The sequence below is a fragment of the Micromonospora sp. NPDC002575 genome (assembly GCF_042889525.1).
GTDB classification, from domain to species: domain Bacteria; phylum Actinomycetota; class Actinomycetes; order Mycobacteriales; family Micromonosporaceae; genus Micromonospora; species Micromonospora carbonacea.
This window is the reverse complement of the sequence record NZ_JBIARA010000004.1, coordinates 70093-90189: the sequence shown is the minus strand read 5'-3', so window position 1 is coordinate 90189 and position 20097 is coordinate 70093. Positions and strand designations below refer to the sequence as shown.

Below are 20097 nucleotides of genomic sequence, written 5' to 3'. Positions count from 1 at the left end.
CTGCCCCGGGCACGCGCCGGGGGCCCCGCGCCGTTGCGGGGCCCCCGGAGTCCTGGGCGTTCGCCGGGCCGGACCGGTCAGACCGTACGACCGGGGCGGCGCACCTCGCGGTACTCCTGGACCACGGGCTCGCCCTGCACCGGCACGACCCGGTCGGCGACCACGCGGTTCTCCCGCACCGGCGTGGCGACCACCGTGCGGCGGCCCCGGTTCCAGAAGTAGAGCGTGGTGAGCAGGCTGACGACGCCGGCGAGCATCAGCACCCAGCCGACGACGCTGAGGTTCAGCCACCCCAGGTCGGCCTGTACGGCGAACGCGAAGATCGCACCCAGCGCGATGAGGAAGATGCTGGCACCAATGCCCATTTTCGTCGCCTCCTTGGCTATCAGCTGGCGCTGCTACCCGCCGCGGCCATGGATGAGGTTGCGGCATCCATCGACATACCCAGGCGCTCCGATCGTCAATCGGGCAAGCTGTGCCCATGACGGACGCCGAAGGGACGGAACGGACGTTGGTGCTGCTGCGGCACGCCAAGGCGGAGGCACCGGGGAGCGGCCCGGACGTCCAGCGACCGCTCACCGCACGGGGGCACGCCGACTCGGCCGCCGCGGGAGCCTGGCTGGCCCGGCACGGCCTGCTCCCCGACGTGGTGCTCTGCTCGGCCGCCAGGCGCACAAGGCAGACCTGGCACGGCGTGCAACTGGGCATGACCGGCTCGCCGGACGAGGCCGGACCGGCCGGCCCCGCGCCGCAGGTGCGCTACGAGCCGGGCGCGTACGAGGCGAGCCCGGCGGAGTTGCTGGGGTTGGTACGGTCGGCCGCGGCGGAGGCGACGACGGTGCTGCTGGTCGCCCACAACCCGGGCATCTCGCTGCTCTCGGCGCTGCTCGACCCGGAACGCGCAGACCAGGAGGGGCTGCGCACCACCGACCTGGTGGTGCACCGCGCCCGGCTGCCCTGGGCCGAGCTGCGCCGCGCCGACATCGTCGCCCGCCACACCGCCCGCGCCTGAGGCGCAAGGAAGGGCCCCCTGTTAACGCATTCTGTTGCACAGGGGACCCCTGCTAACACCTGCCAACGCCTGCGAGCGCCCGCGGCGGCCGGCGCGAGCGGGCGGGCGAGCCCGTGGGCCCGTGGGCCGGCGGGCCGGCGGGCCTCAGGAGGGCGGCGCCGTGGGCGGAGGCGGGTCGGGCGGAGGCGGCATCATCGCGGTCGGATGCGACAGCCTGTTCTCCTCCACGATCAGGGTGCGCGCCCGCTTGCGCCGGTCCTGCCAGAACCAGAGCGTGGTGAGCAGCACGGCCAACCCGGCCAGGATGAAGACCCAGCCGACGGCGCGCAGATCCACCCACCAGACGTTGGCCCGGATGGCGAAGGTCAGGATCGCGCCGATGGCGATGAGGAAGATTCCACTACCAATGCCCATGTGCGCTGCACCCCCACGTGCGGTGGCTCTGGGCGTTCACTGACTACGTCCGGGCCTCGGTTACCCGCCCGCGCGGGCAAGTACCCGGGACGCGACCGGCGATAGGGGACACCCGCCGCCGTTCCGGCACGGGCCGGCGAAGCAGGCTGGGACGGCGGAGCGGAGTGCGACGACGAAGCGGGATGGGACGGCGGAGCGGGGTGGAACGGCGGAGCGGAGTGCGACGACGAAGCGGGATGGGACGGCGGAGCGGGGTGGAACGGCGGAGCGGGGTGGAACGGCGACGGCCGGCGAGTTGGGGGACTCGCCGGCCGTCCGGGGGCCGCTGTGGCGCGTCAGCGGCTCAGAACGCCTCCTCCGGGAGGTCCATCAGCTCCAGGTCGGTGTTCTCGATGATCCGCCGGTCGGCGCCGAGCCGGGGCAGCACCTCGCGGGCGAAGAACTTCGCGGCGGCCACCTTGCCGGTGTAGAACGCCCTGTCGGCGGCAGAGACCTCGCCGGCCAGCGCGCGCAGGGCGACGTCGGCCTGGCGCTGGAGCAGCCAGCCGACGACCAGGTCGCCGACCGCCAGCAGGAACCGCCGGCTGCTGAGGCCCACCTTGTAGAGCGCCTGGGCGTCTCCGCCCTGCGCCTCGCCCAGCCAGCCGGTCAGCACGCCGAGGATGGTCTGCACCTCGGCGAGCGCCTTGCCGAGCGCCTGCCGCTCCTGCTTGAGCTGGCCGTTGCCGCCCTCGGAGGTGATGAACTCCTGGATCTCGCCGGCGACCGTCATCAGGGCCTTGCCGTTGTCCCGGACGATCTTGCGGAAGATCAGGTCCAGGCTCTGGATCGCGGTGGTGCCCTCGTACAGGGTGTCGATCTTGGCGTCCCGGACGTACTGCTCCAGGGGGTAGTCCTGGAGGAAGCCGGAGCCGCCGAAGGTCTGCAGCGCCTCGTGGCCCAGCATCTCGTACGCCCGCTCGGAGCCCACGCCCTTGACCAGCGGCAGCAGCAGGTCGTTGACCCGCTTGGCGATCTTCGTCGCCTGCTCGTCGCCGGCCGCCTCGGCGATGGCGACCTGGTCCTGCCAGGAGGCGGTGTAGCAGACCAGGGCGCGCAGGCCCTCGGCGTACGACTTCTGGAGCATCAGCGAGCGGCGCACGTCCGGGTGGTGGGTGATGGTGACCCGGGGCGCGGTCTTGTCGGCCTGCCGGACGAGGTCTGCGCCCTGGACGCGGTTCTTGGCGTATTCGAGGGCGTTGAGGTAGCCGGTGGAGAGCGTGGCGATGGCCTTGGTGCCGACCATCATCCGGGCGTACTCGATGATCATGAACATCTGCCGGATGCCGTCGTGCTTGTCACCGAGCAGCCAGCCCTTCGCCGGCACGCCGTGCTCGCCGAAGGTCATCTCGCAGGTGTTGGAGACCTTGATCCCCATCTTGTGCTCGACGTTGGTGGCGTAGACGCCGTTGCGCTCGCCCAGCTCGCCGGTCTCCGGGTCGAAGTGGAACTTCGGCACGACGAAGAGCGACAGGCCCTTGGTGCCGGGGCCGCCGACGCCCTCGACGCCGACCGGGCGGGCCAGCACGTAGTGCACGATGTTGTCGCTCAGGTCGTGCTCGCCGGAGGTGATGAAGCGCTTCACGCCCTCGATGTGCCACGAGCCGTCCGGCTGCGGGATCGCCCGGGTGCGGCCGGCGCCCACGTCGGAGCCCGCGTCGGGCTCGGTGAGCACCATCGTGGAGCCCCACTGCCTGTCGATGAAGAGCCTGGCCCACCTCTTCTGCTGCTCGGTGCCCTCGACGTGCAGCACGTGCGCGAAGGACGGGCCGGAGGCGTACATCCAGACGGGGGCGTTCGCGCCGAGCACCAGCTCGGCGAGGGACCACCAGAGGGCACGGGGCGCATTGGTGCCGTCGAGCGCCGGCGGCAGGTCGAGCCGCCAGAACTCGGACTCCATGAACGCCCGGTACGACTTCTTGAACGACTCCGGCAGCGGGGCGGTGTGCGTGGCCGGGTCGAAGACCGGGGGGTTGCGGTCGCTGTCCGAGTAGCTTGCCGCGAGGTCCTCGCGGGCGAGGCGGTCCACCTCGGCGAGGAAGCTGCGCGCGGTGTCGACGTCGAGATCCGAGTACGGCTCCTGGCCGAACGCCCGGTCCGCCCCGAAGACCTCGAACAGGTTGAACTCAAGGTCCCGGAGGTTGCTCTTGTAGTGGGTCATGCTCGCTGGCCCCGCTTCCCGGACAGGTGTTACCGATCAGTAACCCAGACTGTATTACTCACGGGTAGGCAGCGACAAGCTCCACGCGGAAGTGACGGCGATTACACACCCGCGCTTCGGCCGTCCAGGGCCGGGACCGGGGCGGGGCCGGGGAGCCGGGGCGGGGAGCCGGGGCCGGGCCGGGGCGAGGGCGGGGCCGGGAGCGGGAGCGGCGAGGAGGCTGGCTCAGCCCTCGGCCGCGCCGACCTCCCAGCTCGGCACTGGGGCGGTCACCCCGCCGCTGTGGCCGGAGTATTCCATCAGGACCAGGGCGATGTCGTCGTCGAGCCGGCCGTGCACCCACTCGACCAGGGCGGTCTCCAGCGAGGCCAGCCCGTCGCCGACCGTGCCGTGGCCGAGCAGCCGCCAGGCCCGGTCGGCGGTCGGGAAGAACTCGCCGTCCCGGCGGGCCTCGCCGAGGCCGTCGGTGAACAGCAACAGCCGGTCGCCCGGCTCCAGGCGCTCGACCCGGGGCCGGACGACCGGCATGAAACCCAGCGGCGGCGCGGGCGCGGGCGGTTCGAGGGGGATCACCGCGCCCCGGCGCAGCAGCAGCGGCGACGGGTGGCCGCAGTTGACGATGGTGAGGGTGCCGCCCCGCTCCTCGACCAGGGCGGCGGTCACGAAGTCCTCGTCGCCGACGTTGCGGGCCACCGCCCGGTCCAGGTCGGCGACCACCGCCCGCAGGTCGGCCCGCTCGTAGGCGACGTGCCGGTACGAGCCCAGCACGATGCTGGCCAGCCGCACGGCGTCCAGCCCCTTGCCGCGCACGTCACCGATGATCATGCGGACGCCGTACGGGGTGTCGATCGCCTCGTACAGGTCGCCGCCGATCTCGGCGGTGGCGGTCGAGGAGATGTAGCGCCCCGCCACGGCCAGGGTCCCCACCTGCGGGCCGAGCGGACGCAGCACCGCCTGCTGGGCCACCGCCGCCAGCTTGGACAGCTCGGCGATCTGCTCGGCCTGCCGCTGCCGCACGGCGGCCACCGCCGCCGCGATGCCGGTGGCGAGCGCGATGCCGGCCACGTTGACGGCGGTGACCAGCGACGTCCGCGGCTCGGCGAGGGCGAAGGCGGACCCGATCGCGGTCGCGGCGCCCCCCACCCCGAGCACCACCCGCCAGGAGGCCAGCGCCGCGGCGAGGAACGGGGCGGCGACCATCAGCGCCACGTAGTGCGCCCACCGGCCGTCCGCCAACTCCACGCCGGAGATGATCGCGAGCAGGACGAGGGCCGCGCCGAGGCCGGCGCGGGATCCGGGGCTCAGCGGGCCACGGCCCGACTGGAAGGCATGCGTGCGTACGAGGGACAGCATGCCTGATGGACGTGAACCGGTGAATGAGCCTGGCCCGTCGGCCGAGGATGTTCTGCCCGGCCGGGTCTCCGGCGGCGGCCGGTCCGGCCCCGGTCGCACCGCCCCGCCCGAGGTCATCGGATCAGCCCAGGACCTCGTACTTCACGGTCAGGGCACCGACGTCGACGGAGGCGATGGCGGCGAACGCGGCCCGGGACAGGTCGAGGCAGCGGCCGTCGATGAAGGGGCCCCGGTCGTTGATCCGGACGGTGACCGACTTGCCGTTGGCCGGGTTGGTCACCCGGACCATGGTGTCGAACGGCAGGGTCTTGTGGGCGGCGGTCATGGCGCTCGGGTCGAAGTTCTCCCCGTTGGCGGTGAGCTGCCCCTCGTCGTAGAAGGACGCCCCGCACGAGCCGCTGTCGACGACGTTGCGGGTGGGCGCGGGCTTCTTGGTGGTGGCGGCCGGCTTCGGCGCGGCGGTGCGCGGCCTGCTCCGCGAGGCGGCCTGGCTCCGGGTGGCCTTCGGGCTGGCCGTGACCGTCGGCGACGGGCTGGCGCTGGGCGGGACGCTGGCGCTCGGGCTGGGCGACGCCGAGGGCACGGCCGCGCTGGTGGGGGCGCTCACCGGGACGTCGGCGACGGTCGGCTGCGGGGCCGCCTCGCCGGAGGTCAGGCTCACCGCGCCGACGGTGCCGCCGACGGCGAGCGCGACGCCGACCGCCGCGGTGGCCGCGATTCCGGCCGGCGAGGAGAACATTCGGGTACGGGAGTGCCTACCAACCACGGGCCCGGTCCTTTCGTCGTGGCGAACGAAGTCGTTGTTGAGGACGAAGTCCTGGAGAACAAACCGGCCCGGACCGTAACGAGAGAAGCACTTCCGAAGTCAACGTGATCATGGCGCTATGCCCGTATTTGCTCGCATACGTGTAGCCGATCATCCGAGGCGGCGTGGCCCGCTCGGCCCCGGGCGGGCCGGCACCCACCGCGGCGTCGGTCTGACGCAGGATGGGCGGCATGCCCCCTGAGCTGAGTGAACGCCTCGTCGAGCTGTTCCGGTGGATCGATCCCGGCCCGCAGAGCACCCACCTGGTCAGCGACGTCTCCGGCTGGTGGCGCGACCCGGCGGTGCTGGCAGGGCTCGGGCCGGCCCTGGCCGCGCCGTTCAGGAACGCCCGACCGACCGTGGTGCTCGCCCCCGCCGTGACCGGGCTGCTGCTCGGCCCGCTCGCCGCGACCGCCCTCGGGGTCGGCTTCGCGCCGGCGCACAAGGCGGGAGACGGTCGGCTGCCCGCCGGGGCGACGACCTGGGCGCAGAGCCCGCCGGACTTCCGGGGCCGTCGGGTCGACCTGGGCGTCCGGGACCGGCACCTCGGCCCCGGCGACCGGGTGCTGGTGGTCGACGACTGGGTGGCCACCGGCGCCCAGCTGCACGCCCTGTACGCGATCTGCGCCGCCCGGGGCGCCGAGGTCCTCGGCACCTCGGCCGTCGTGGTCGACTGCCCGCCCGCGCTCGCCGCCGAGCTGCGGATACACGGCCTAATCGAGGGCGGCCGACTGACCCCACCCGAGGCTTGACCTCAAGCAAGCTTCAAGTCGCACGATCGGCGGCATGGACGACGGAATCCTGGACGAGGCATACCGGCGGTTGCACCGCACCGGCCCGGAGTTCGAAGGCTGGCTCTCCAACCACGGCCCGATGGCGGTCGAGGCGCTGGTCCGGCACGGGCACGACGCCACGGTGCACCGCTGGCTGGACGACTACCTGCGGCGGCTCGACGAGCTGCCACGCGGCATCCGGCCGATCGACGACTGGCGGGCCGCCCTCGGCGACCCGAAGCGGGCCGGCGACTGGCTCGCCCACTTCGACCGGGAGCTGCGCGAACGGCCCTGGCGGGACATCCTCGGCACCTGGTGGCCCCGGCTCCTGCCGGGCATCGCCGCCGGGGCCACCCACGGCGTCATCCGGGTCGGGCACGCCGTGCGCGCGCTGCGTGCCGACGAGACCAGCCCGGACCGGCGCACCGAACTCGGCCAGGCCCTCGCCTACTGGGCCGCGCGCTGGCAGCCGGTCCCCGGCGCGCCCCGGCCGCCGGCACCTCCCGCCGGGGAGGCCGGGCAGGGCGGGGAGGCCGGGCAGGGCGGAGAGGCCGGGCAGGGCGGAGAGGCCGGGCAGGGCGGAGAGGCCGGGCAGGGCGGAGAGGCCGGGGAGGCTGGGGTGGCCGCCGCGCTGGCCGGGCTGCCCCGCATCGCCGACCGCAGCGGCGGCATCCGCGAGCGGCTGGGGCGACTGCCGGACGTACCCGAATGGGGGTCGTCGCTCGCGGCGCTGCGGCCCGCGCGGACCCCGGCCGAGGCGCAGCGGGGGCTCGCCGAGCTGGTGCACCGGGCGAGCCTCGACTACCTCCGGTACGGGCAGGCGGAACCCGTCATGCTGGTGCACGCGGTGACCGCGCCGACGGCGGTGCTGCGTACGCTGCCGGAGCTGGACCCCGGGCTCTGGGCGCCGAGCCTCGCCGCGGCCTGGTCCGCGACGGCGGCCGTGACCGCCGTGTACGCCTCCCCGGCCGGCGTCGCGCCACCGGCCGTCGCCACCGGCACCCCCGCGGAGGTCTTCGCCCGCGCGGCCCGGCACGGCGACGAGCATGTGGTGAAGCTCGCCGACGCGGTGCTGGACGCCCACGCGGCGACGGGCGACGAGCGGGTGCTCGCCGCGGCCGGCTACGCGGCGCAGCTCATCTGAACGGCGCGGCTCAGCCGCCCGTGCCCGCTCCGCCGAGGAACTCCTCCACGGCCGTGCAGACCATGCCCAGCACCTCCGCCGAGCGGGCCAGCGGGCCGGGCACCAGCAGCGAGTGGTCGGCACCGTCGACCTCCAGCACGTGCGGGCTGAGCCGGCGGGCCTGGGTGCCGTCCCACAGGGCGTCGCCGGTGCCGCCGACCAGCAGGAACGGCGCGGTCGCACGGGCCAGCGCCTCGGTCACGTCGGCGCGACGCAGCAGCGGGGTGAGCCACACCGCCGGCAGCCCCAGGTCGGCCGCGAACGGGGCGGCGAAGCTGCCCAGCGACTTGCCGACCAGCAGGTGCGCCGGCTCCGCCAGCGCCGGGGCGACCTGCTCGGCCACCCAGGCCCCCGCCCGGTCCAGATCCAGGTCCGCCGGTGGCCGCCAGCTGATCTCGTCGACGTCGAACCCGATCCGGCGCAGGGCCTCACCGCCGTACGCGAACAGTGGCCCCCGGGTGTCGTAGCCCTGCCCCGGAATCAGCACCGCACGCCGGTCCGCCATCACCCGATCCCTTCGCCAGCCTGACCTGCCCGCCACCGTAACGCCCCGGGCACGCTACGAAGCAGCGCCGCTCCGAGGGGTAAGGAAGGGCCCCCTGTTAACGCATACGGTCGAAAAGGGTCCCCTTCTCACCGGCTCTCACCGGGGCGCGGGCGTCAGGCGGCGCAGCTCCGGCAGGAGGCGGGTGGCCGCGTCCACCAGGACGGCCTCGTCCCCGGCGTACCAGCTGCTGGCCCGGGGCCAGTGCGTCACCACGTCGGTGAAGCCGAGCGCGGCGGCCCGCCCGACCTGCTCGGCGAAGAAGTCTGCGCTGCGCAGCGAGAACGCCGGGGCGGAGTCGAGCGACAGGTAGCGGTCCAGAGTGGCCGGGTCGCGGCCGGCCTCGACCAGCGCCCGGTCCATCCGGGCGGCGAGGTCGGCCACCGTCCCCCACCACTGCTCCACGTCGTCGCCGCCCGTGCCGGTGGTGACCCAGCCCTGCCCGAACCGGGCCACCAGCCGCATCGAGCGGGGGCCGTTGGCGGCCATCACGAACGGCACCCGGGGAGACTGCACGCAGCCCGGGTTGTTGCGGGCGTCCACGGCGGCGAACCAGTCGCCACGCCAGGTGGTGCCGTCCTCGCGCAGGATCAGGTCGAGCAGCTCGACGAACTCGGCGAGCCGGTCGACGCGCTGGCGGGGCGGCAGCGTCTCCCCGCCCAGCACGGCCGAGTCGAAACCGATGCCGCCCGCGCCGACGCCGAGCAGGAACCGGCCGCCGGAGACGTCGTCGAGGGCGGTGACCTGCCGGGCGAAGGCCGCCGGGTGCCGGAAGTTCGGCGAGGCCACGAGGGTGCCGAGCCCGATCCGGGCGGTCACGCCTGCGGCGGCGGTCAGCGTGGTCATCGAGTCGAACCAGGGCCCGTCGACCAGGTCCCGCCAGCCCAGGTGGTCGTACGTCCAAGCGTGGTCGAAGCCCCACTCCTCCGCCTGCCGCCAGCGACGCTGCGACTGCGACCAGCGCTGGTCCGGAAGGATCACGATGCCAATCCGCATGAACGCCAGCGTACGACCCGACCGGCCGCGGACGTCGCGCCCCGGCGCGGGCCTGCTGCCGACCGGGCGGCAGGCTGGCAGGCTCGACGGCATGACGACCGGGACCGACTGGCGGGCGTGGCACGAGCCGTACGCCGACGAGGACTCGCCGCTGTCCCGCCGGCTGCGGCTGGTGCGCGGGGCGATCACCTCTTGGCTGGACGAGCGCCCCGGCGAGCCGCTGAGGGTCGTCAGCGCCTGTGCGGGCCAGGGACACGACCTGGTCGGTGCGCTGGCTGGCCGGGCCGATGCGGCCCGCGTCCGCGCCACGCTCCTGGAGTACGAGCCGGGCAACGTCGCCGTCGCCCGGGCAGCCGCCGCCCGGGCCGGCCTCGCAAACGTCACCGTCCGGCGGGCGGACGCGGGCCGACTCTCGTCGTACGCAGACGCGGTGCCCGCCGACCTCGTGCTGATGGCGGGCGTCTTCGGAAACATCGACGACCATGACGTACGCCGAACCGTGGCCGCCCTGCCGCAGCTCTGCGCGGCCGGTGCCACGGTGATCTGGACGCGGACCCGGTGCGATCCCGACCTGACCCCGGCGCTGCGGGGCTGGCTGCGGGACTCCGGTTTCGCCGAGCGGGCGTTCCATGCGCCGGACGGGGTGCTCTTCTCGGTCGGCGTGCACCGGTTCACGGGCACGCCCCGACCGCTGACCGCCGCAGCGACGCTGTTCACGTTCGTCCGGTAACCATGATCGACTTCATGTCGGCGATGTGGCGGTGTCCCGGTGGCCCGGACACAGCGATGTCGCCGACATGAAGTCGATGTTGCCGCTCGGAACGTCGAAGGCCCCGGCTCGGGACTCGCGTCCTGACCAGGGCCTTCGTGCGTGGAGCGGGTGACGGGAATCGAACCCGCACTGTCAGCTTGGGAATTGACGATGGGCGGCAGGTCGTGGGGCCGGCGGCCTGGTCACGGCGGTCCCGGGTGGCCTGGGTTGACCCCGGCTGTCCTGCCTTAATGGCACGCTAATGGCACGGGCTACCCGTCCTCGAACGGCTCGTCATGCCAACGGAACCCGGCCTCGTCGTCTTCGATGCTCAGCAGGAACTCGGCCACCGGACGGCCGTCCGGGTGGGTCATCGTGAGGGCAGCCCGGATCTCGTCGTCAATCCGGATCATGGCCTCGTCGTCGTCCGCGTCGAGGGCGGCGCTCCGGGCGACGAAGAGCGGGCGTAGTGGCTCGAACCCCGGCAGGGGACGGAACTGGCCGTACGTCCACGGGAAGTCGTGACTCTGCTCGTCGATCTCGCCGACCAGCTCGCCCCGGTGGTACAGCCACCACACTCTGCCCGCGTCCACGGCGACAGCGTAGGGCGGACCCGGTGTGGTCGGCTCCGGCGCGGCGTGGGTGACCAAGGAACGCCGAGGGCAAGCCGGCGAAGCCGGCGCGGCAGCCGATCGCCAGAAGCTCGACGGGGGCCAACCACGCTGGCGATCGTCACGGCCTGGGCGTGGTCGTCAGTCTCTGCCTGTGATGCGGGCGCGGCAGCCCGTCGGCTGTCGGCGGCTTCCCGCCCCGGCGTCGCAGACGACCGGGGCGGCTTGCCGCCGGACGGGGCCACCGCGCTCGCACCGCGCGCAGCGCGGTGCCTTGGTCGATTGCGCGGGGGCATTCTTCTAGTTGTGACCTCCCTTTATGCACGCCAGCCCCTCACTCCGGAGTTCGTTGCACAGATCGTCCAGCATCCTATGCATACGGCCCAGGGCTGGATACCTAGCAAGGAGATCGCTCCACAAGGGGTTCCTCGGAGGGAGTATGTTCTCTACCGAACGAAACACTACTCAGTGGTGGGCGCGGTTCTAGACATTCGCCCTGGGTCTAGCGCTCACAAAAAAGAAATTGAGCGCTGGGCGACGGAGTGCCTCCGCCATCATCGAAAGGTCGGGGATAAACCGCTACTGAATCAGCCCCCCAGCTATCCAGACGAAGGGTCGTTCTGGATAATGGATGGATTATCCGCGAAGATGTTCGTCGTCGTTCCGGCCAGCGACGGATGGCGAGTTGTCGAGTCATATTCAAGGTATGGCGGTCAGATCCCAGAAGGCGAAGTCTTCGGCTGGGCGAACTCGGTTATGCGGGTCAAGAGTCCACACCGCACAAGTGCCGACTGGAAAGCGGGCCCGCCAGTGCCGGGTGGCAGCATTTGGCTCTTTCAGGGAAGCGCCACCTAGGTCATGAGCTGGATTATTGCTGCTTCTTTGGGGCTTCTAGGTGCCTTTGCATCGGATTCCGCCTTAGCGGCCCAGAAGATGAAGTCTGCAAACTCTTGGCCATGGAAATCAAAGAAGCAACGGAACCCCTACGTCGCGGCCATCGCTTTGCGAATGACTAGCGGCGCCATCGTCGCTGGCACTCTTGCTGCCAGCGGATTAGTGCAGTCTCCTATAGTGGCATTATTCGTGGGCTTTGCTTCCCCTGAACTTCTACAGCGGGTTGCTTTCGTTGTTACCGCGACACTCTTTAGCCATCAGGTGGTTCCCTCGGTGGCAGGCGAGCCAGGCGCATCGCCACCCCAGTCAGCACCTGGACAAATTCCACCGAGTAGCCAACCTTCCACGGTTCAACCAGCGCCAGTAGACCGAGGATCAAGCGGGGTGAACAGTGTTTGAATGGATCGTAATTGCTGTTCTTCTCGGGATCATGCTGACCGCACAAGGACTGGCCGCTAAAGAGCATTCGAATCAATCGGATGTCGACACGCGCGCGGGTTCGACCTCCATGCATTTCTTTCGCAGCCTCATAAAGCCTACCTTCGACCCAAGCGGGGTCGCATCCGATAGAATTGTCTCTACCAGCGACAGCTTTGGACTCCGCTTGCTGGCTTCGGTGGCGGGGATGGATATAGCAGATCCAACCGACGTGTCATCTGCGGAAAAGGCGTTGATCCATGGCACAGAAACGTCAACCGACATTGGGGATAGCAGTTTCGATGCTCGCGTTTTAGCGGTCAATGTTAAAACTGAATACGGAGGCGTTGAACTTCAGAAAAATTTCGCCGGGGCCAATCTCTCAGGCACCGACCTGACGGGGAGAGATTTGTCTGGTGCAACATTCGCGGGTGCAGACCTCCGGCGCGCTGATCTGAGTAGGGCCAACTTGTCAGGTGCCGTCCTCAGCGGCGCTTCTCTTGAGGGTGCTAACCTGAGCCGGGTAGCAGCCATGAGCGCCCTGTTCGTGGGCTGCGACATGAGAGAAGCAGATCTATCTTGGTCAAACGTTTCAAGTGCAGACCTAACCGATGTGATTCTAGACAGTGCTCGACTAGACGGGGTGACCTGGACTCTTCAGACCATCTGGCCTAGTGAGCACGTTGACGAAGTGTGGCGTCGTTCTGTCCAGGTTGGCCCCGAACGTTGGCAGATCCTTCCCGTAGACGTTGGTACCATCGCCAAAAGCAAGGTGCTGGCGTGAGCTAGAAACTCAGTTACCGCGTTAGCCCGGAGGAATCCTGTACTCGCGGGTCAATGAGTATGCTATGCCGTGTCGACGCAGGATGGTCTGCTTCTCGACCAACAGTGATCCGGTTTCTATGCCGAGCACTCTGGCAATTTCAGCAGAGGCCGGAACCGTGCGCAGGCTTGTCTTCTTCTCGACTGCGTCACCACTCTTGGCTGAATCGAGATGTGACAGCGCGTACGTTCCACGTCCTTGTTCGGTTGCTGCGAAGCCCTCGTCTCTCAGCGTGGCAATAGCCTTGCGAATCGTGCCGCGGGCTGCGCGAAACTCGGCGGTGAGGGTGCTTTCGGCCGGCAGAAGGGCACCCGGCGGAATGACGCCATTCTCAATGCGTCTCCTCAGCTCGTCGGCGATGGCGCGGTAGCGGGGCTGTCCGTAGTGCGGGGTGGGCACCTGCTCACCGTACCTGGCACTTGTCTTACCAAGTGTCAACCAAGAGACCCGTTTCGACGTGTAGACAACTCGTCCAGTTGTAGGTACGTTTCCATCTGTGCGGCCAGGGTGATGGCTCGTGTCAGGGGTGGTCGGGTCGGCCCTGGTCGCACTTGAAGCGCGGCGTCCTGTCGGACCGGTTGCGGTAGCCGCGCGCAAGTTGGCTCGGCGATACCCGACCCGTCTGTGTCGGACGGTGCGCCGTGCCTTCATCCGGGCCGGTGGCTGGCCAACCCTCCGAGGCTGGCCACCGGCCCCTCCTACCTCTGGAGGTGCGATGTCCGGCTCTCACCGTCGGCGCGGCTGGTTCTCGTCCTGGTGGCCACGAACGCGAACGCCGATCCGGCCCGCCAGCAGTAACAACCCGTCGCGTCTGCGCCCGGCCTCGGTTCCGCCGTCGCCTTGGTGGTCGGTGGGTCCGACGCGGGAGGTACCTGTACTGCCGTATGCGCCGCTGATGACCCTGGCGCAGGCGACGCGGGGCAACGGCGGGCGGTGTCCCCGATGAGGCACACGATCAGGCCCGCCGGGGTCACGGGGCACCCAGAGTGGTGTGCGCCGGACCGCTGCGGCTACCTGGTGCCGCCGGTGATGGCGCACATGGCCCGCCGCCATCGCGGCCCGATGCACCGCGTCGGCGACTCCCGCGCGTCCGGGGTCGTCGCCACCTACCTCATCGCTGCGGATGGGCTCGGGCCGATGGTGGGGGTTCACGCGACGTGCCGGGCGGGCAACACCTGGGCGGAGTTGACGTTGCCGCAGGCGGCCGACCTGGTCGAGCACCTGCGCGGGTTGCTGGAGCAGGCCGCAGGCGACCAGGGGGCCGACGATGAGTGAGGCCGTACCCGTGACGGATGCCCTGCCGTCGTCGGCTGCGCCGGTGGTGTGCCCGGGGTGGTGTCGGGGCTGCGGGCCGAACGACCCGATGCATCGAGGGCTTCTCGCAACGATCGGGCGGGAGCGGACCGGCTGGGTCAGCGTGCAACTGCTCGTCGACCGGTTCGCGCGTCGGGACCTGGCCGTCAAGCTCGACGCGACCCGCTACGGCGCGACTCAGACCGTGCTGCTGACGGCCGCCCAGGTGGACCGGCTCATCGAGGAACTGACGCACGCGCGGCAGGCGATGCGGGCGGCGACCGACACGCGCGGGCAGGCGGGGGAGACGCGGTGAACGCCAGCAGCCGTCGGGGCGTACCTGTTCCTCGGACTCCGGGTCCGCGTCGGACGCTGTCGTCGCGGACGGCGGTGTCGGTCCCTCCGGTCCCTGAGCGGCCGGCTGGGGGGACCACCTGGCAGACGTTGGAACGTCTAGGGGGTACGGTGACCGGTGTGCATGGTCGGGACTGGCGCCCTCGCTACCTGCAACTCGCCGAAGAGTTGCGGGCGAAGATCGTGAGCGGTGAACTGGCCCCCGGCACGCTGATGCCCAGCGAGACCGAGTTGGCCGACACCTCCGGGCTGTCCCGCACGAGCGTGCGCAACGCCATCCGGCAGCTTCGGGAGTGGGGCCTGGTCCGGGCCGAGCAGGGGCGCGGCACCTACGTGCGGGCACCCCGCCAACGGGTACGCCGCCGCAACACCGAGCGGTACCAGTGGGAGAAGGATCGGGTCCTGCTCGACGAGGCCGAGCGGTTGAAGACCGGCGCGACCGAGCACGACACCGGCCTGACCGTCGACGACCTCAAGTTCCACGCCGAGTACACCCGCGTCGACGCCGATGCCGACATGGCGGCGGCCCTCCAGGTCGAGGCGGGCACGCCGCTGCTGCGCCGCGTCTACTGGACGTCCTCGCGGCACGAGAACGCGCCGCTGACCGTGTCGTACTCCTACCTGCCGTACGACCTGGTCGCCGGAAACCCCGACCTGCTCGACGCCAGCAAGGAACCGTGGCCGGGCGGTACGCAACACCAGCTCTACACCCTCGGCATCGAGCTGGACCGCATCGACGACGAGATCCGCGCCCGCCCGCCGTCGCCGGACGAGGCCGAGTTGCTGGACATCGACCCGGGCGTCTCCGTGCTCACCGTGCGCAAGACCTCCATCGACACCACCGGCCGCATCGTCGAAGTGGCCGACGTGGTGATGCCGGGCGACCGGACCGAGCTTGTCTACTCCCACAAACTCCAGCGGTGGAGAACGTGACGCAGCTCGTCTCGGTCATCACCCCGGTCCACGCGCCCAGCATCGAGTACCTTACGGGCGCGTACGCGTCGCTGGCCAAGCAGGACATGCCCCCGGGGTGGGACTGGCAATGGCTCGTCCAGGAAGACGGGCAGACCGGCGCCCTCGTCGACGTGCTGCCCGATGACCCCCGGATCAGTCTTGGCACGGGGCGTCCCGGTGGGCCTGGCGTCGCCCGTACTCTTGCGCTGTCCCGGGTTGCTGGGCAGCTCATCAAGGTCTTGGACGCCGACGACCAGTTGACCCCCGGGGCACTGGCCCGGGATATCGCGGCGTTCGACGCGCATCCACAGATCGGTTGGACGACCTCGCGGGTACTCGACCTGCTGCCCGACGGGTCAACCGCCGGATGGGACAAGGACCCGGCCGGCGGGATGATCGACCGCGGTGGGGTTCTGTCGTTCTGGCAGGCCAACGACTACCGGGCCTCGGTACATCCGGCGACGTTGTGCCTGCGCCGGGATCTCGTCTTCGCCCTCGGTGGCTGGATGGCCCTGCCGGCGTCCGAGGACACCGGCCTTCTCCTTGCCGCCAACGCGGTCAGCGAGGGCTACTTCACCCGGGAATACGGCCTGCTCTACCGCAAGTGGCCCGGCCAGGTCACCAGCCAGGCCGCACACCGCGAACCCGCCGAGTACCAGGCACGCATGAGGATCATCGAGGCCAGAGCCCACGCCCTGGCCTCGATGGTCCCCAACGGCTTCGACTTCGAGGGCGGCGCTACGGCGTAGCCTCGTGCCCCGGCATCCCGTGGGTACGCCGACGCTCCTTCATCTCTGCCTCGTAGATGTGCCGCCGACCACCGGCCAACTTCTCCCGCGCGTCCCGCTCGATCTCCTGGAACGCCGCGTAGTAGCCGTCGTCGAACTCCTCCACGATCTGGAACGTCCACCGACCAGGCAGCACGTTGCGCCCCAACAACTCGTGCTCAACCCGGTCGGCCACCTCGTCATGCCCAGCCTCGCGGAGCAGCTTCACCACCCGGTCAAGGGTGAGATCCGCACCGCCAACGAGCTGGTGCGCGGAGTACAGGTGACCGCGCACCCGATGGATGGTCTCCAACGCCTTACTCAACTCGCCCAACGCTTCGATGGTCGTATCGTCGACTCCGGGTGGGCGCGAATGATCTTGATCGACCGAGTGCTTCTGCTTCTCTCCCATAAGTCACCCATACCCCTCGCTTATTAGCCTGAACAATTGCCCGCCAAGGCTGTATCAGCAGATCACATCCGCCCTACAATGGAATTCGGCGACTGTCAAGCTCGACACGAGGCTGTGGAACACGCGTCAGTACCTATGCCCTGAGCCCTTGCGGTGGGTGAACTTCCATTGCCACCCCCGCTCGGTTATGCTTCTCGCGAGTCGAACTCGACCCAACCACACGACGCACTCTTTTATCGCCTTCACTGTCGGTGGAGGTGCTTCTTCGCGCCGTGGTTTGGAAGGTGGAGGATGGCTCGAAAGAGAAGGCCGAAGCGTCGCAAGGCGCAAGGTCAACCTCGCAAGGGCGGCGTCCTGCGTCGTCCGTCAGGTGCCCTGAGCTGGCTTCGCAGCCTCATGGCACCTATCGCAGCACACCTGATCCTGTCCTTGTTCAAGGACTGGTTCGGTGGCTGGGGTGCCGGGGGTGACTCACCTCGATAGGTGAGCCAACCCCCAGCAGCGGGCCTCCACCTTCGCTTCCGACGGCACGGGTGGGGGCTCGTTTGCGTGCCGACCATGCTGCCACTACGGCTGATCGGCATGCTTCTGGCGGAAGGTGCGCTAACCGGTTAGCGCACCTTGGCGGGGCCATAGTTGATTCTATGGCACCCAGGACTGCACTGTACCGTGTCACCCTTGCAGTATCTACCTGAGTAATAAGAGGAAGAACCTCGCCTTTGGCGGATGCCAGTAGTCCGCTGAAGCCCGCCGTAAAGGCCAACCCAAACTGGTCGACACTCGCGTGAGCTTTGGGGTGGCCTCTCGCCGCGTTGAGTGTCTTCGTCTCCAAGGGCGATCGCGCAGCCTCTCAAGCAAGCCATCAGATGCGCCACCGCCGGAGGGGGCGTCCCGCTCCAACCCCTCCAGGTTATTGACTTGTCTGCCAAGTGCCGTCTACCTTGGAGTCTCCACTTGGCAGACATGCCAACAACCTGGAGGTTGAGCGATGGCTCTGCGTGGCGGTGCGAGGTTCGCCGTGCGTTGTGAGGACGTGTTCCCGGCGGGGTGCGCCCTGGTTCCCGAGTCCCTGGGTGAGGTCGAGGACTACGACGAGAAGACGGGTCGGCGTAGCCCGGCGAAGGACAAGCTGACCGGCCAGCGGGTGTGGCAGGTGCGCGTGATGGACCTGGACCCGGAGCTTGGCAAGCGCTCTAGGGAGACGACGGTGAAGATCTCGGCGGATCACCAGCCGGTGCCGCCGACGGGTGCGCCGTTCGAGGCGGTGGAGTTCGAGGGCATGACGGTGACGCCGTACGTGTCGAACACCGGTCGGATGGCGTACTCGCTGCGGGCGACCGGGATGCGTGCCCCGGCGGGTGTGGCCGGCAAGCAGAAGGCGGCGGCGTAGCCGTATCGGGTGGGGGCGGGGCTGTCAGGTCTTGGCGGACGGCAGCCCCGCCCCCTGTGTCTCTTTCCCCTGCTCTGTTGAGAGAGGTAGTGACGTGTCCAAGCGTAGGCGTTCGCCTGCCCCCGTTCAGCCTCGGTGCGGCGTGTGTCAGTCCCGGTTCGACCCGGCCACGGGTGCCGACGGTCGGTGTGCCGGTTGCGTCGGGCAGCTCGTTCTTCCGTTCCCTCCGGTCCGGGATGCGTCGGGCCGGTTCGTGTCCCTGCGGGGTGCGCGGTGATGCGCCGGCCGCGCGGTGAGGTGATTATGACGTCGGGCGGGGATCTGCTGGTGATCCGGCCGAAGCGGTTCGTCCTGCCGATGTGGTTGGTCGTGCTTGGCGTGGTGCTGCGCTGGCTGGCCCGGTTCTGCTGGTGGTGTCTCCGTCACCCGGTCACCGTGGGCCTGGCCGTGCTCGCGGTCGTCCTCTACGCGGAGCATGGCTTGCCGGGCGTGGTCGTGCCGCTGGTGCTGTCCTCGGCGGTGTCGGCGCTGTGGCGGTGGCGCGATGAGGCGTCCTGGTGGCGGTGGTGCGCGGGCCCGTTGCTCGGCCGGTTCCGCCACGTGTTCGTGTACCGGCGGGCGTGGCACGAGGCAATGACCCTGTGCGGCCTTGCCGAGTCTTACGACCATCGGCCGGTCCTGCCCAAGCTGCTGCGGGTGCGCTCGGATCAGGCATTGGACGTGCTGACCGTGCGCATGGTGCGGGGGCAGACCCCGGCCGACTTCCAGAAGGTGACGGCGAACCTCGCGTACGCCTTCGGCCGGCGGCACGCCCGGGTCTACTCCGAGCGGCCCGACGCCCCGCCGACCCGTGAGGGCTACTGGGCGTTGCTGCTGGGCTGGGTGGACCGGGTGCGGTTCCGGGACCGGCCGAGCGTGGTGTACCTGGTGCTCGTCCGCACCGACGCGCTGCGGCCGGTGGTGCCGCCGTTCGACGCCCCGCCCGTCCCGGACCTGACCGCGCTGCCCCTTGCACGGCGGGAGGACCTGGGCACCTGGTCGCTGCGCCTGCTCGCCACGCACGTCCTCATCGGCGGGGCCACCCGCTCCGGCAAGGGCTCGGTGTTGTGGTCGCTGGTGCGGGCGCTGGCCGGCGGCATTACCTCCGGTTTGGTCCGGCTGTGGGTGATCGATCCCAAGGGCGGGATGGAGTTCGCCATGGGCCGGCCGCTGTTCGCCCGGTTCGCCGGCACCTCGTTCGAGGCCATGGCCGACCTCCTCGACGAGGCCGTGGCGGTGATGCGGGAGCGTCAGACCCGGCTCGCCGGAACCGTCCGGGTCCACACCCCGACCGAAGCCGACCCCCTGGTCGTGGTCGTCATCGACGAAATGGCCGCCCTCACCGCGTACCTGCAAGATGTCGACCTGCGTAGGCGGATCGCGTCGTCGCTGGGGCTGCTGCTGTCGCAGGGGGCCGGGGTCGGCGTCCTGGTCGTGGCCGCGTTGCAGGACCCGCGCAAGGAGGTGCTGCCGTTCCGGGACCTGTTCCCGACCCGCATCGCGCTTGGCCTGACTGAGGCGGCGCAGGTGGACATGGTCCTCGGCGACGGTGCCCGCAACCGGGGTGCCCTGGCCGATCAGATGCCGCGATGGGCCAAGGGCGTCGGGTACGTGATCCTCGACGGCACCCCCGAACCCCTGCGGGTCCGTTTCTCCTACGTCAGCGACGACGACATCCGCGACCTCGCCCGCCGGTATCCGGCCCCGTCTGACGCGGCGGACATCCTCGCCCAGGTCGGCCGGGAGTCGACCCCGGAACCGGTGCGCCCTCCGCTGCCCCGCAAGCCGTCCGGGCCGCTGCTGCCCGACGCGCTGCGCAACCTCCTCGACCCCGACGGCGGGAGTGATCCGCGGTGACCGCCACGCCGAACGGACGCCGGTTCTACCGGCTGCGCACCCCCGAACCGACTACCGCCGTGTCCGTCCGGGTCGACCCGGAACGGCCCAACCCGTACCCGGTCCACCTGGCCGTCGGTGCGGGCCGGCGACGGATGTCCCTGACCCCGGACGAGGCGTGGGCGCTGTGGCGCTGCCTCTCCGAAGCCGTCGCCACCCTCGGCACCCCACCCGACTACATCCGCACTGACATCCGACCGGCCCGGAGGTAACCGC

22 protein-coding genes are annotated in these 20097 nt (G+C 70.3%); 12 read left to right on the top strand and 10 right to left on the bottom strand.

What is annotated here, in order from left to right:
• Positions 1–77: 77 nt before the first annotated feature.
• On the bottom strand, positions 78–365 hold the full coding sequence (locus ACFYWL_RS08080) for a DUF6458 family protein (protein ID WP_386969025.1): 288 nt from the start codon (positions 363–365) through the stop codon (positions 78–80).
• A gap of 116 nt (positions 366–481) precedes the next feature.
• Here ACFYWL_RS08080 and ACFYWL_RS08075 point away from each other — a divergent pair, with 116 nt between their 5' ends.
• Positions 482–1012 (top strand): SixA phosphatase family protein, encoded by a 531-nt coding sequence (locus tag ACFYWL_RS08075; protein WP_386969022.1) that lies wholly within the window; start codon positions 482–484, stop codon positions 1010–1012.
• Between the two features lie 144 nt (positions 1013–1156).
• On the opposite strand, the gene ACFYWL_RS08070 is transcribed toward ACFYWL_RS08075, so the two are convergent.
• From ACFYWL_RS08070 to ACFYWL_RS08055, 4 genes are all read right to left on the bottom strand, one after another.
• On the bottom strand, positions 1157–1426 hold the full coding sequence (locus ACFYWL_RS08070; RefSeq protein ID WP_043961115.1) for a DUF6458 family protein: 270 nt from the start codon (positions 1424–1426) through the stop codon (positions 1157–1159).
• Between the two features lie 343 nt (positions 1427–1769).
• The gene (locus tag ACFYWL_RS08065; RefSeq protein ID WP_386969019.1) at positions 1770–3626 is read right to left on the bottom strand and encodes an acyl-CoA dehydrogenase; all 1857 of its coding nucleotides are present in this window, start codon (positions 3624–3626) and stop codon (positions 1770–1772) included.
• A 225-nt stretch (positions 3627–3851) separates the two neighbouring features.
• Entirely contained in the window at positions 3852–4979 is a 1128-nt protein-coding gene (locus tag ACFYWL_RS08060; RefSeq protein WP_386969017.1) for a PP2C family protein-serine/threonine phosphatase, read from the bottom strand.
• Between the two features lie 121 nt (positions 4980–5100).
• Positions 5101–5745 carry a septal ring lytic transglycosylase RlpA family protein gene (locus ACFYWL_RS08055; RefSeq protein ID WP_386969014.1) on the bottom strand — a complete coding sequence of 215 codons (645 nt, stop codon included), beginning with the start codon at positions 5743–5745 and terminating at the stop codon, positions 5101–5103.
• Positions 5746–5975: 230 nt separating this feature from the next.
• Between ACFYWL_RS08055 and ACFYWL_RS08050 the strand changes: the two genes are divergently transcribed.
• Both ACFYWL_RS08050 and ACFYWL_RS08045 read left to right on the top strand, forming a co-directional pair.
• A complete protein-coding gene (locus ACFYWL_RS08050; RefSeq protein ID WP_386969011.1) occupies positions 5976–6536 on the top strand; it encodes a phosphoribosyltransferase family protein in 561 nt (186 codons plus the stop codon).
• A gap of 34 nt (positions 6537–6570) precedes the next feature.
• Positions 6571–7701 carry a hypothetical protein gene (locus ACFYWL_RS08045; protein ID WP_386969009.1) on the top strand — a complete coding sequence of 377 codons (1131 nt, stop codon included), beginning with the start codon at positions 6571–6573 and terminating at the stop codon, positions 7699–7701.
• 10 nt (positions 7702–7711) lie between these two features.
• Here ACFYWL_RS08045 and ACFYWL_RS08040 read toward each other — a convergent pair whose 3' ends face one another.
• Positions 7712–8245, bottom strand: coding sequence for an alpha/beta fold hydrolase (locus tag ACFYWL_RS08040; RefSeq protein ID WP_386969006.1), 534 nt, complete (start codon positions 8243–8245; stop codon positions 7712–7714).
• 138 nt (positions 8246–8383) lie between these two features.
• On the bottom strand, positions 8384–9280 hold the full coding sequence (locus tag ACFYWL_RS08035) for an LLM class flavin-dependent oxidoreductase (RefSeq protein WP_386969003.1): 897 nt from the start codon (positions 9278–9280) through the stop codon (positions 8384–8386).
• Between the two features lie 91 nt (positions 9281–9371).
• Between ACFYWL_RS08035 and ACFYWL_RS08030 the strand changes: the two genes are divergently transcribed.
• Entirely contained in the window at positions 9372–10010 is a 639-nt protein-coding gene (locus tag ACFYWL_RS08030; RefSeq protein WP_386969000.1) for a class I SAM-dependent methyltransferase family protein, read from the top strand.
• 293 nt (positions 10011–10303) lie between these two features.
• Here ACFYWL_RS08030 and ACFYWL_RS08025 read toward each other — a convergent pair whose 3' ends face one another.
• Complete coding sequence (locus ACFYWL_RS08025; RefSeq protein WP_386968997.1) at positions 10304–10624, bottom strand: hypothetical protein; 321 nt, start codon at positions 10622–10624, stop codon at positions 10304–10306.
• A gap of 1303 nt (positions 10625–11927) precedes the next feature.
• On the opposite strand from ACFYWL_RS08025, the gene ACFYWL_RS08020 reads away from it, so the two are divergent.
• Positions 11928–12737, top strand: coding sequence for a pentapeptide repeat-containing protein (locus ACFYWL_RS08020; RefSeq protein ID WP_386968994.1), 810 nt, complete (start codon positions 11928–11930; stop codon positions 12735–12737).
• 21 nt (positions 12738–12758) lie between these two features.
• Here ACFYWL_RS08020 and ACFYWL_RS08015 read toward each other — a convergent pair whose 3' ends face one another.
• Complete coding sequence (locus ACFYWL_RS08015) at positions 12759–13175, bottom strand: GntR family transcriptional regulator (RefSeq protein WP_386968992.1); 417 nt, start codon at positions 13173–13175, stop codon at positions 12759–12761.
• Positions 13176–13718: 543 nt separating this feature from the next.
• On the opposite strand from ACFYWL_RS08015, the gene ACFYWL_RS08010 reads away from it, so the two are divergent.
• From ACFYWL_RS08010 to ACFYWL_RS07995, 4 genes are all read left to right on the top strand, one after another.
• Entirely contained in the window at positions 13719–14051 is a 333-nt protein-coding gene (locus tag ACFYWL_RS08010; RefSeq protein WP_386968990.1) for a hypothetical protein, read from the top strand.
• 88 nt (positions 14052–14139) lie between these two features.
• Complete coding sequence (locus tag ACFYWL_RS08005) at positions 14140–14385, top strand: precorrin-4 C11-methyltransferase (protein ID WP_386968987.1); 246 nt, start codon at positions 14140–14142, stop codon at positions 14383–14385.
• 158 nt (positions 14386–14543) lie between these two features.
• A complete protein-coding gene (locus tag ACFYWL_RS08000) occupies positions 14544–15356 on the top strand; it encodes a GntR family transcriptional regulator (protein WP_386968985.1) in 813 nt (270 codons plus the stop codon).
• On the top strand, positions 15344–16126 hold the full coding sequence (locus ACFYWL_RS07995) for a glycosyltransferase family 2 protein (RefSeq protein ID WP_386968982.1): 783 nt from the start codon (positions 15344–15346) through the stop codon (positions 16124–16126). The genes ACFYWL_RS08000 and ACFYWL_RS07995 overlap by 13 nt, the downstream gene beginning before the upstream one ends.
• Here ACFYWL_RS07995 and ACFYWL_RS07990 read toward each other — a convergent pair.
• Positions 16116–16556: a hypothetical protein gene (locus ACFYWL_RS07990; RefSeq protein ID WP_386968979.1), complete on the bottom strand. Its 441-nt coding sequence runs from the start codon at positions 16554–16556 to the stop codon at positions 16116–16118. The genes ACFYWL_RS07995 and ACFYWL_RS07990 overlap by 11 nt on opposite strands.
• 988 nt (positions 16557–17544) lie before the next feature.
• Between ACFYWL_RS07990 and ACFYWL_RS07985 the strand changes: the two genes are divergently transcribed.
• The 3 genes from ACFYWL_RS07985 to ACFYWL_RS07975 all read left to right on the top strand — a co-directional run bounded on the left by ACFYWL_RS07985 (position 17545) and on the right by ACFYWL_RS07975 (position 20093).
• Positions 17545–17946, top strand: a complete 402-nt coding sequence (locus tag ACFYWL_RS07985; RefSeq protein ID WP_043961098.1) for a hypothetical protein — start codon at positions 17545–17547, stop codon at positions 17944–17946.
• 303 nt (positions 17947–18249) lie between these two features.
• Positions 18250–19842, top strand: coding sequence for an FtsK/SpoIIIE domain-containing protein (locus tag ACFYWL_RS07980; protein WP_386968976.1), 1593 nt, complete (start codon positions 18250–18252; stop codon positions 19840–19842).
• Positions 19839–20093, top strand: coding sequence for a hypothetical protein (locus ACFYWL_RS07975; RefSeq protein WP_386968973.1), 255 nt, complete (start codon positions 19839–19841; stop codon positions 20091–20093). Before ACFYWL_RS07980 ends, ACFYWL_RS07975 begins: the two co-directional genes overlap by 4 nt.
• Positions 20094–20097 lie beyond the last annotated feature (4 nt).

Bases quoted from the DNA above. Each gene is read 5' to 3' on its own strand.
- ACFYWL_RS08080 (WP_386969025.1), bottom strand. From the start codon at position 365: ATGGGCATTGGTGCCAGCATCTTCCTCATCGCGCTGGGTGCGATCTTC.
- ACFYWL_RS08075 (WP_386969022.1), top strand. From the start codon at position 482: ATGACGGACGCCGAAGGGACGGAACGGACGTTGGTGCTGCTGCGGCAC.
- ACFYWL_RS08070 (WP_043961115.1), bottom strand. From the start codon at position 1,426: ATGGGCATTGGTAGTGGAATCTTCCTCATCGCCATCGGCGCGATCCTG.
- ACFYWL_RS08065 (WP_386969019.1), bottom strand. From the start codon at position 3,626: ATGACCCACTACAAGAGCAACCTCCGGGACCTTGAGTTCAACCTGTTC.
- ACFYWL_RS08060 (WP_386969017.1), bottom strand. From the start codon at position 4,979: ATGCTGTCCCTCGTACGCACGCATGCCTTCCAGTCGGGCCGTGGCCCG.
- ACFYWL_RS08050 (WP_386969011.1), top strand. From the start codon at position 5,976: ATGCCCCCTGAGCTGAGTGAACGCCTCGTCGAGCTGTTCCGGTGGATC.
- ACFYWL_RS08045 (WP_386969009.1), top strand. From the start codon at position 6,571: ATGGACGACGGAATCCTGGACGAGGCATACCGGCGGTTGCACCGCACC.
- ACFYWL_RS08040 (WP_386969006.1), bottom strand. From the start codon at position 8,245: ATGGCGGACCGGCGTGCGGTGCTGATTCCGGGGCAGGGCTACGACACC.
- ACFYWL_RS08035 (WP_386969003.1), bottom strand. From the start codon at position 9,280: ATGCGGATTGGCATCGTGATCCTTCCGGACCAGCGCTGGTCGCAGTCG.
- ACFYWL_RS08030 (WP_386969000.1), top strand. From the start codon at position 9,372: ATGACGACCGGGACCGACTGGCGGGCGTGGCACGAGCCGTACGCCGAC.
- ACFYWL_RS08010 (WP_386968990.1), top strand. From the start codon at position 13,719: ATGAGGCACACGATCAGGCCCGCCGGGGTCACGGGGCACCCAGAGTGG.
- ACFYWL_RS08005 (WP_386968987.1), top strand. From the start codon at position 14,140: ATGCATCGAGGGCTTCTCGCAACGATCGGGCGGGAGCGGACCGGCTGG.
- ACFYWL_RS07990 (WP_386968979.1), bottom strand. From the start codon at position 16,556: ATGGGAGAGAAGCAGAAGCACTCGGTCGATCAAGATCATTCGCGCCCA.
- ACFYWL_RS07985 (WP_043961098.1), top strand. From the start codon at position 17,545: ATGGCTCTGCGTGGCGGTGCGAGGTTCGCCGTGCGTTGTGAGGACGTG.
- ACFYWL_RS07980 (WP_386968976.1), top strand. From the start codon at position 18,250: ATGACGTCGGGCGGGGATCTGCTGGTGATCCGGCCGAAGCGGTTCGTC.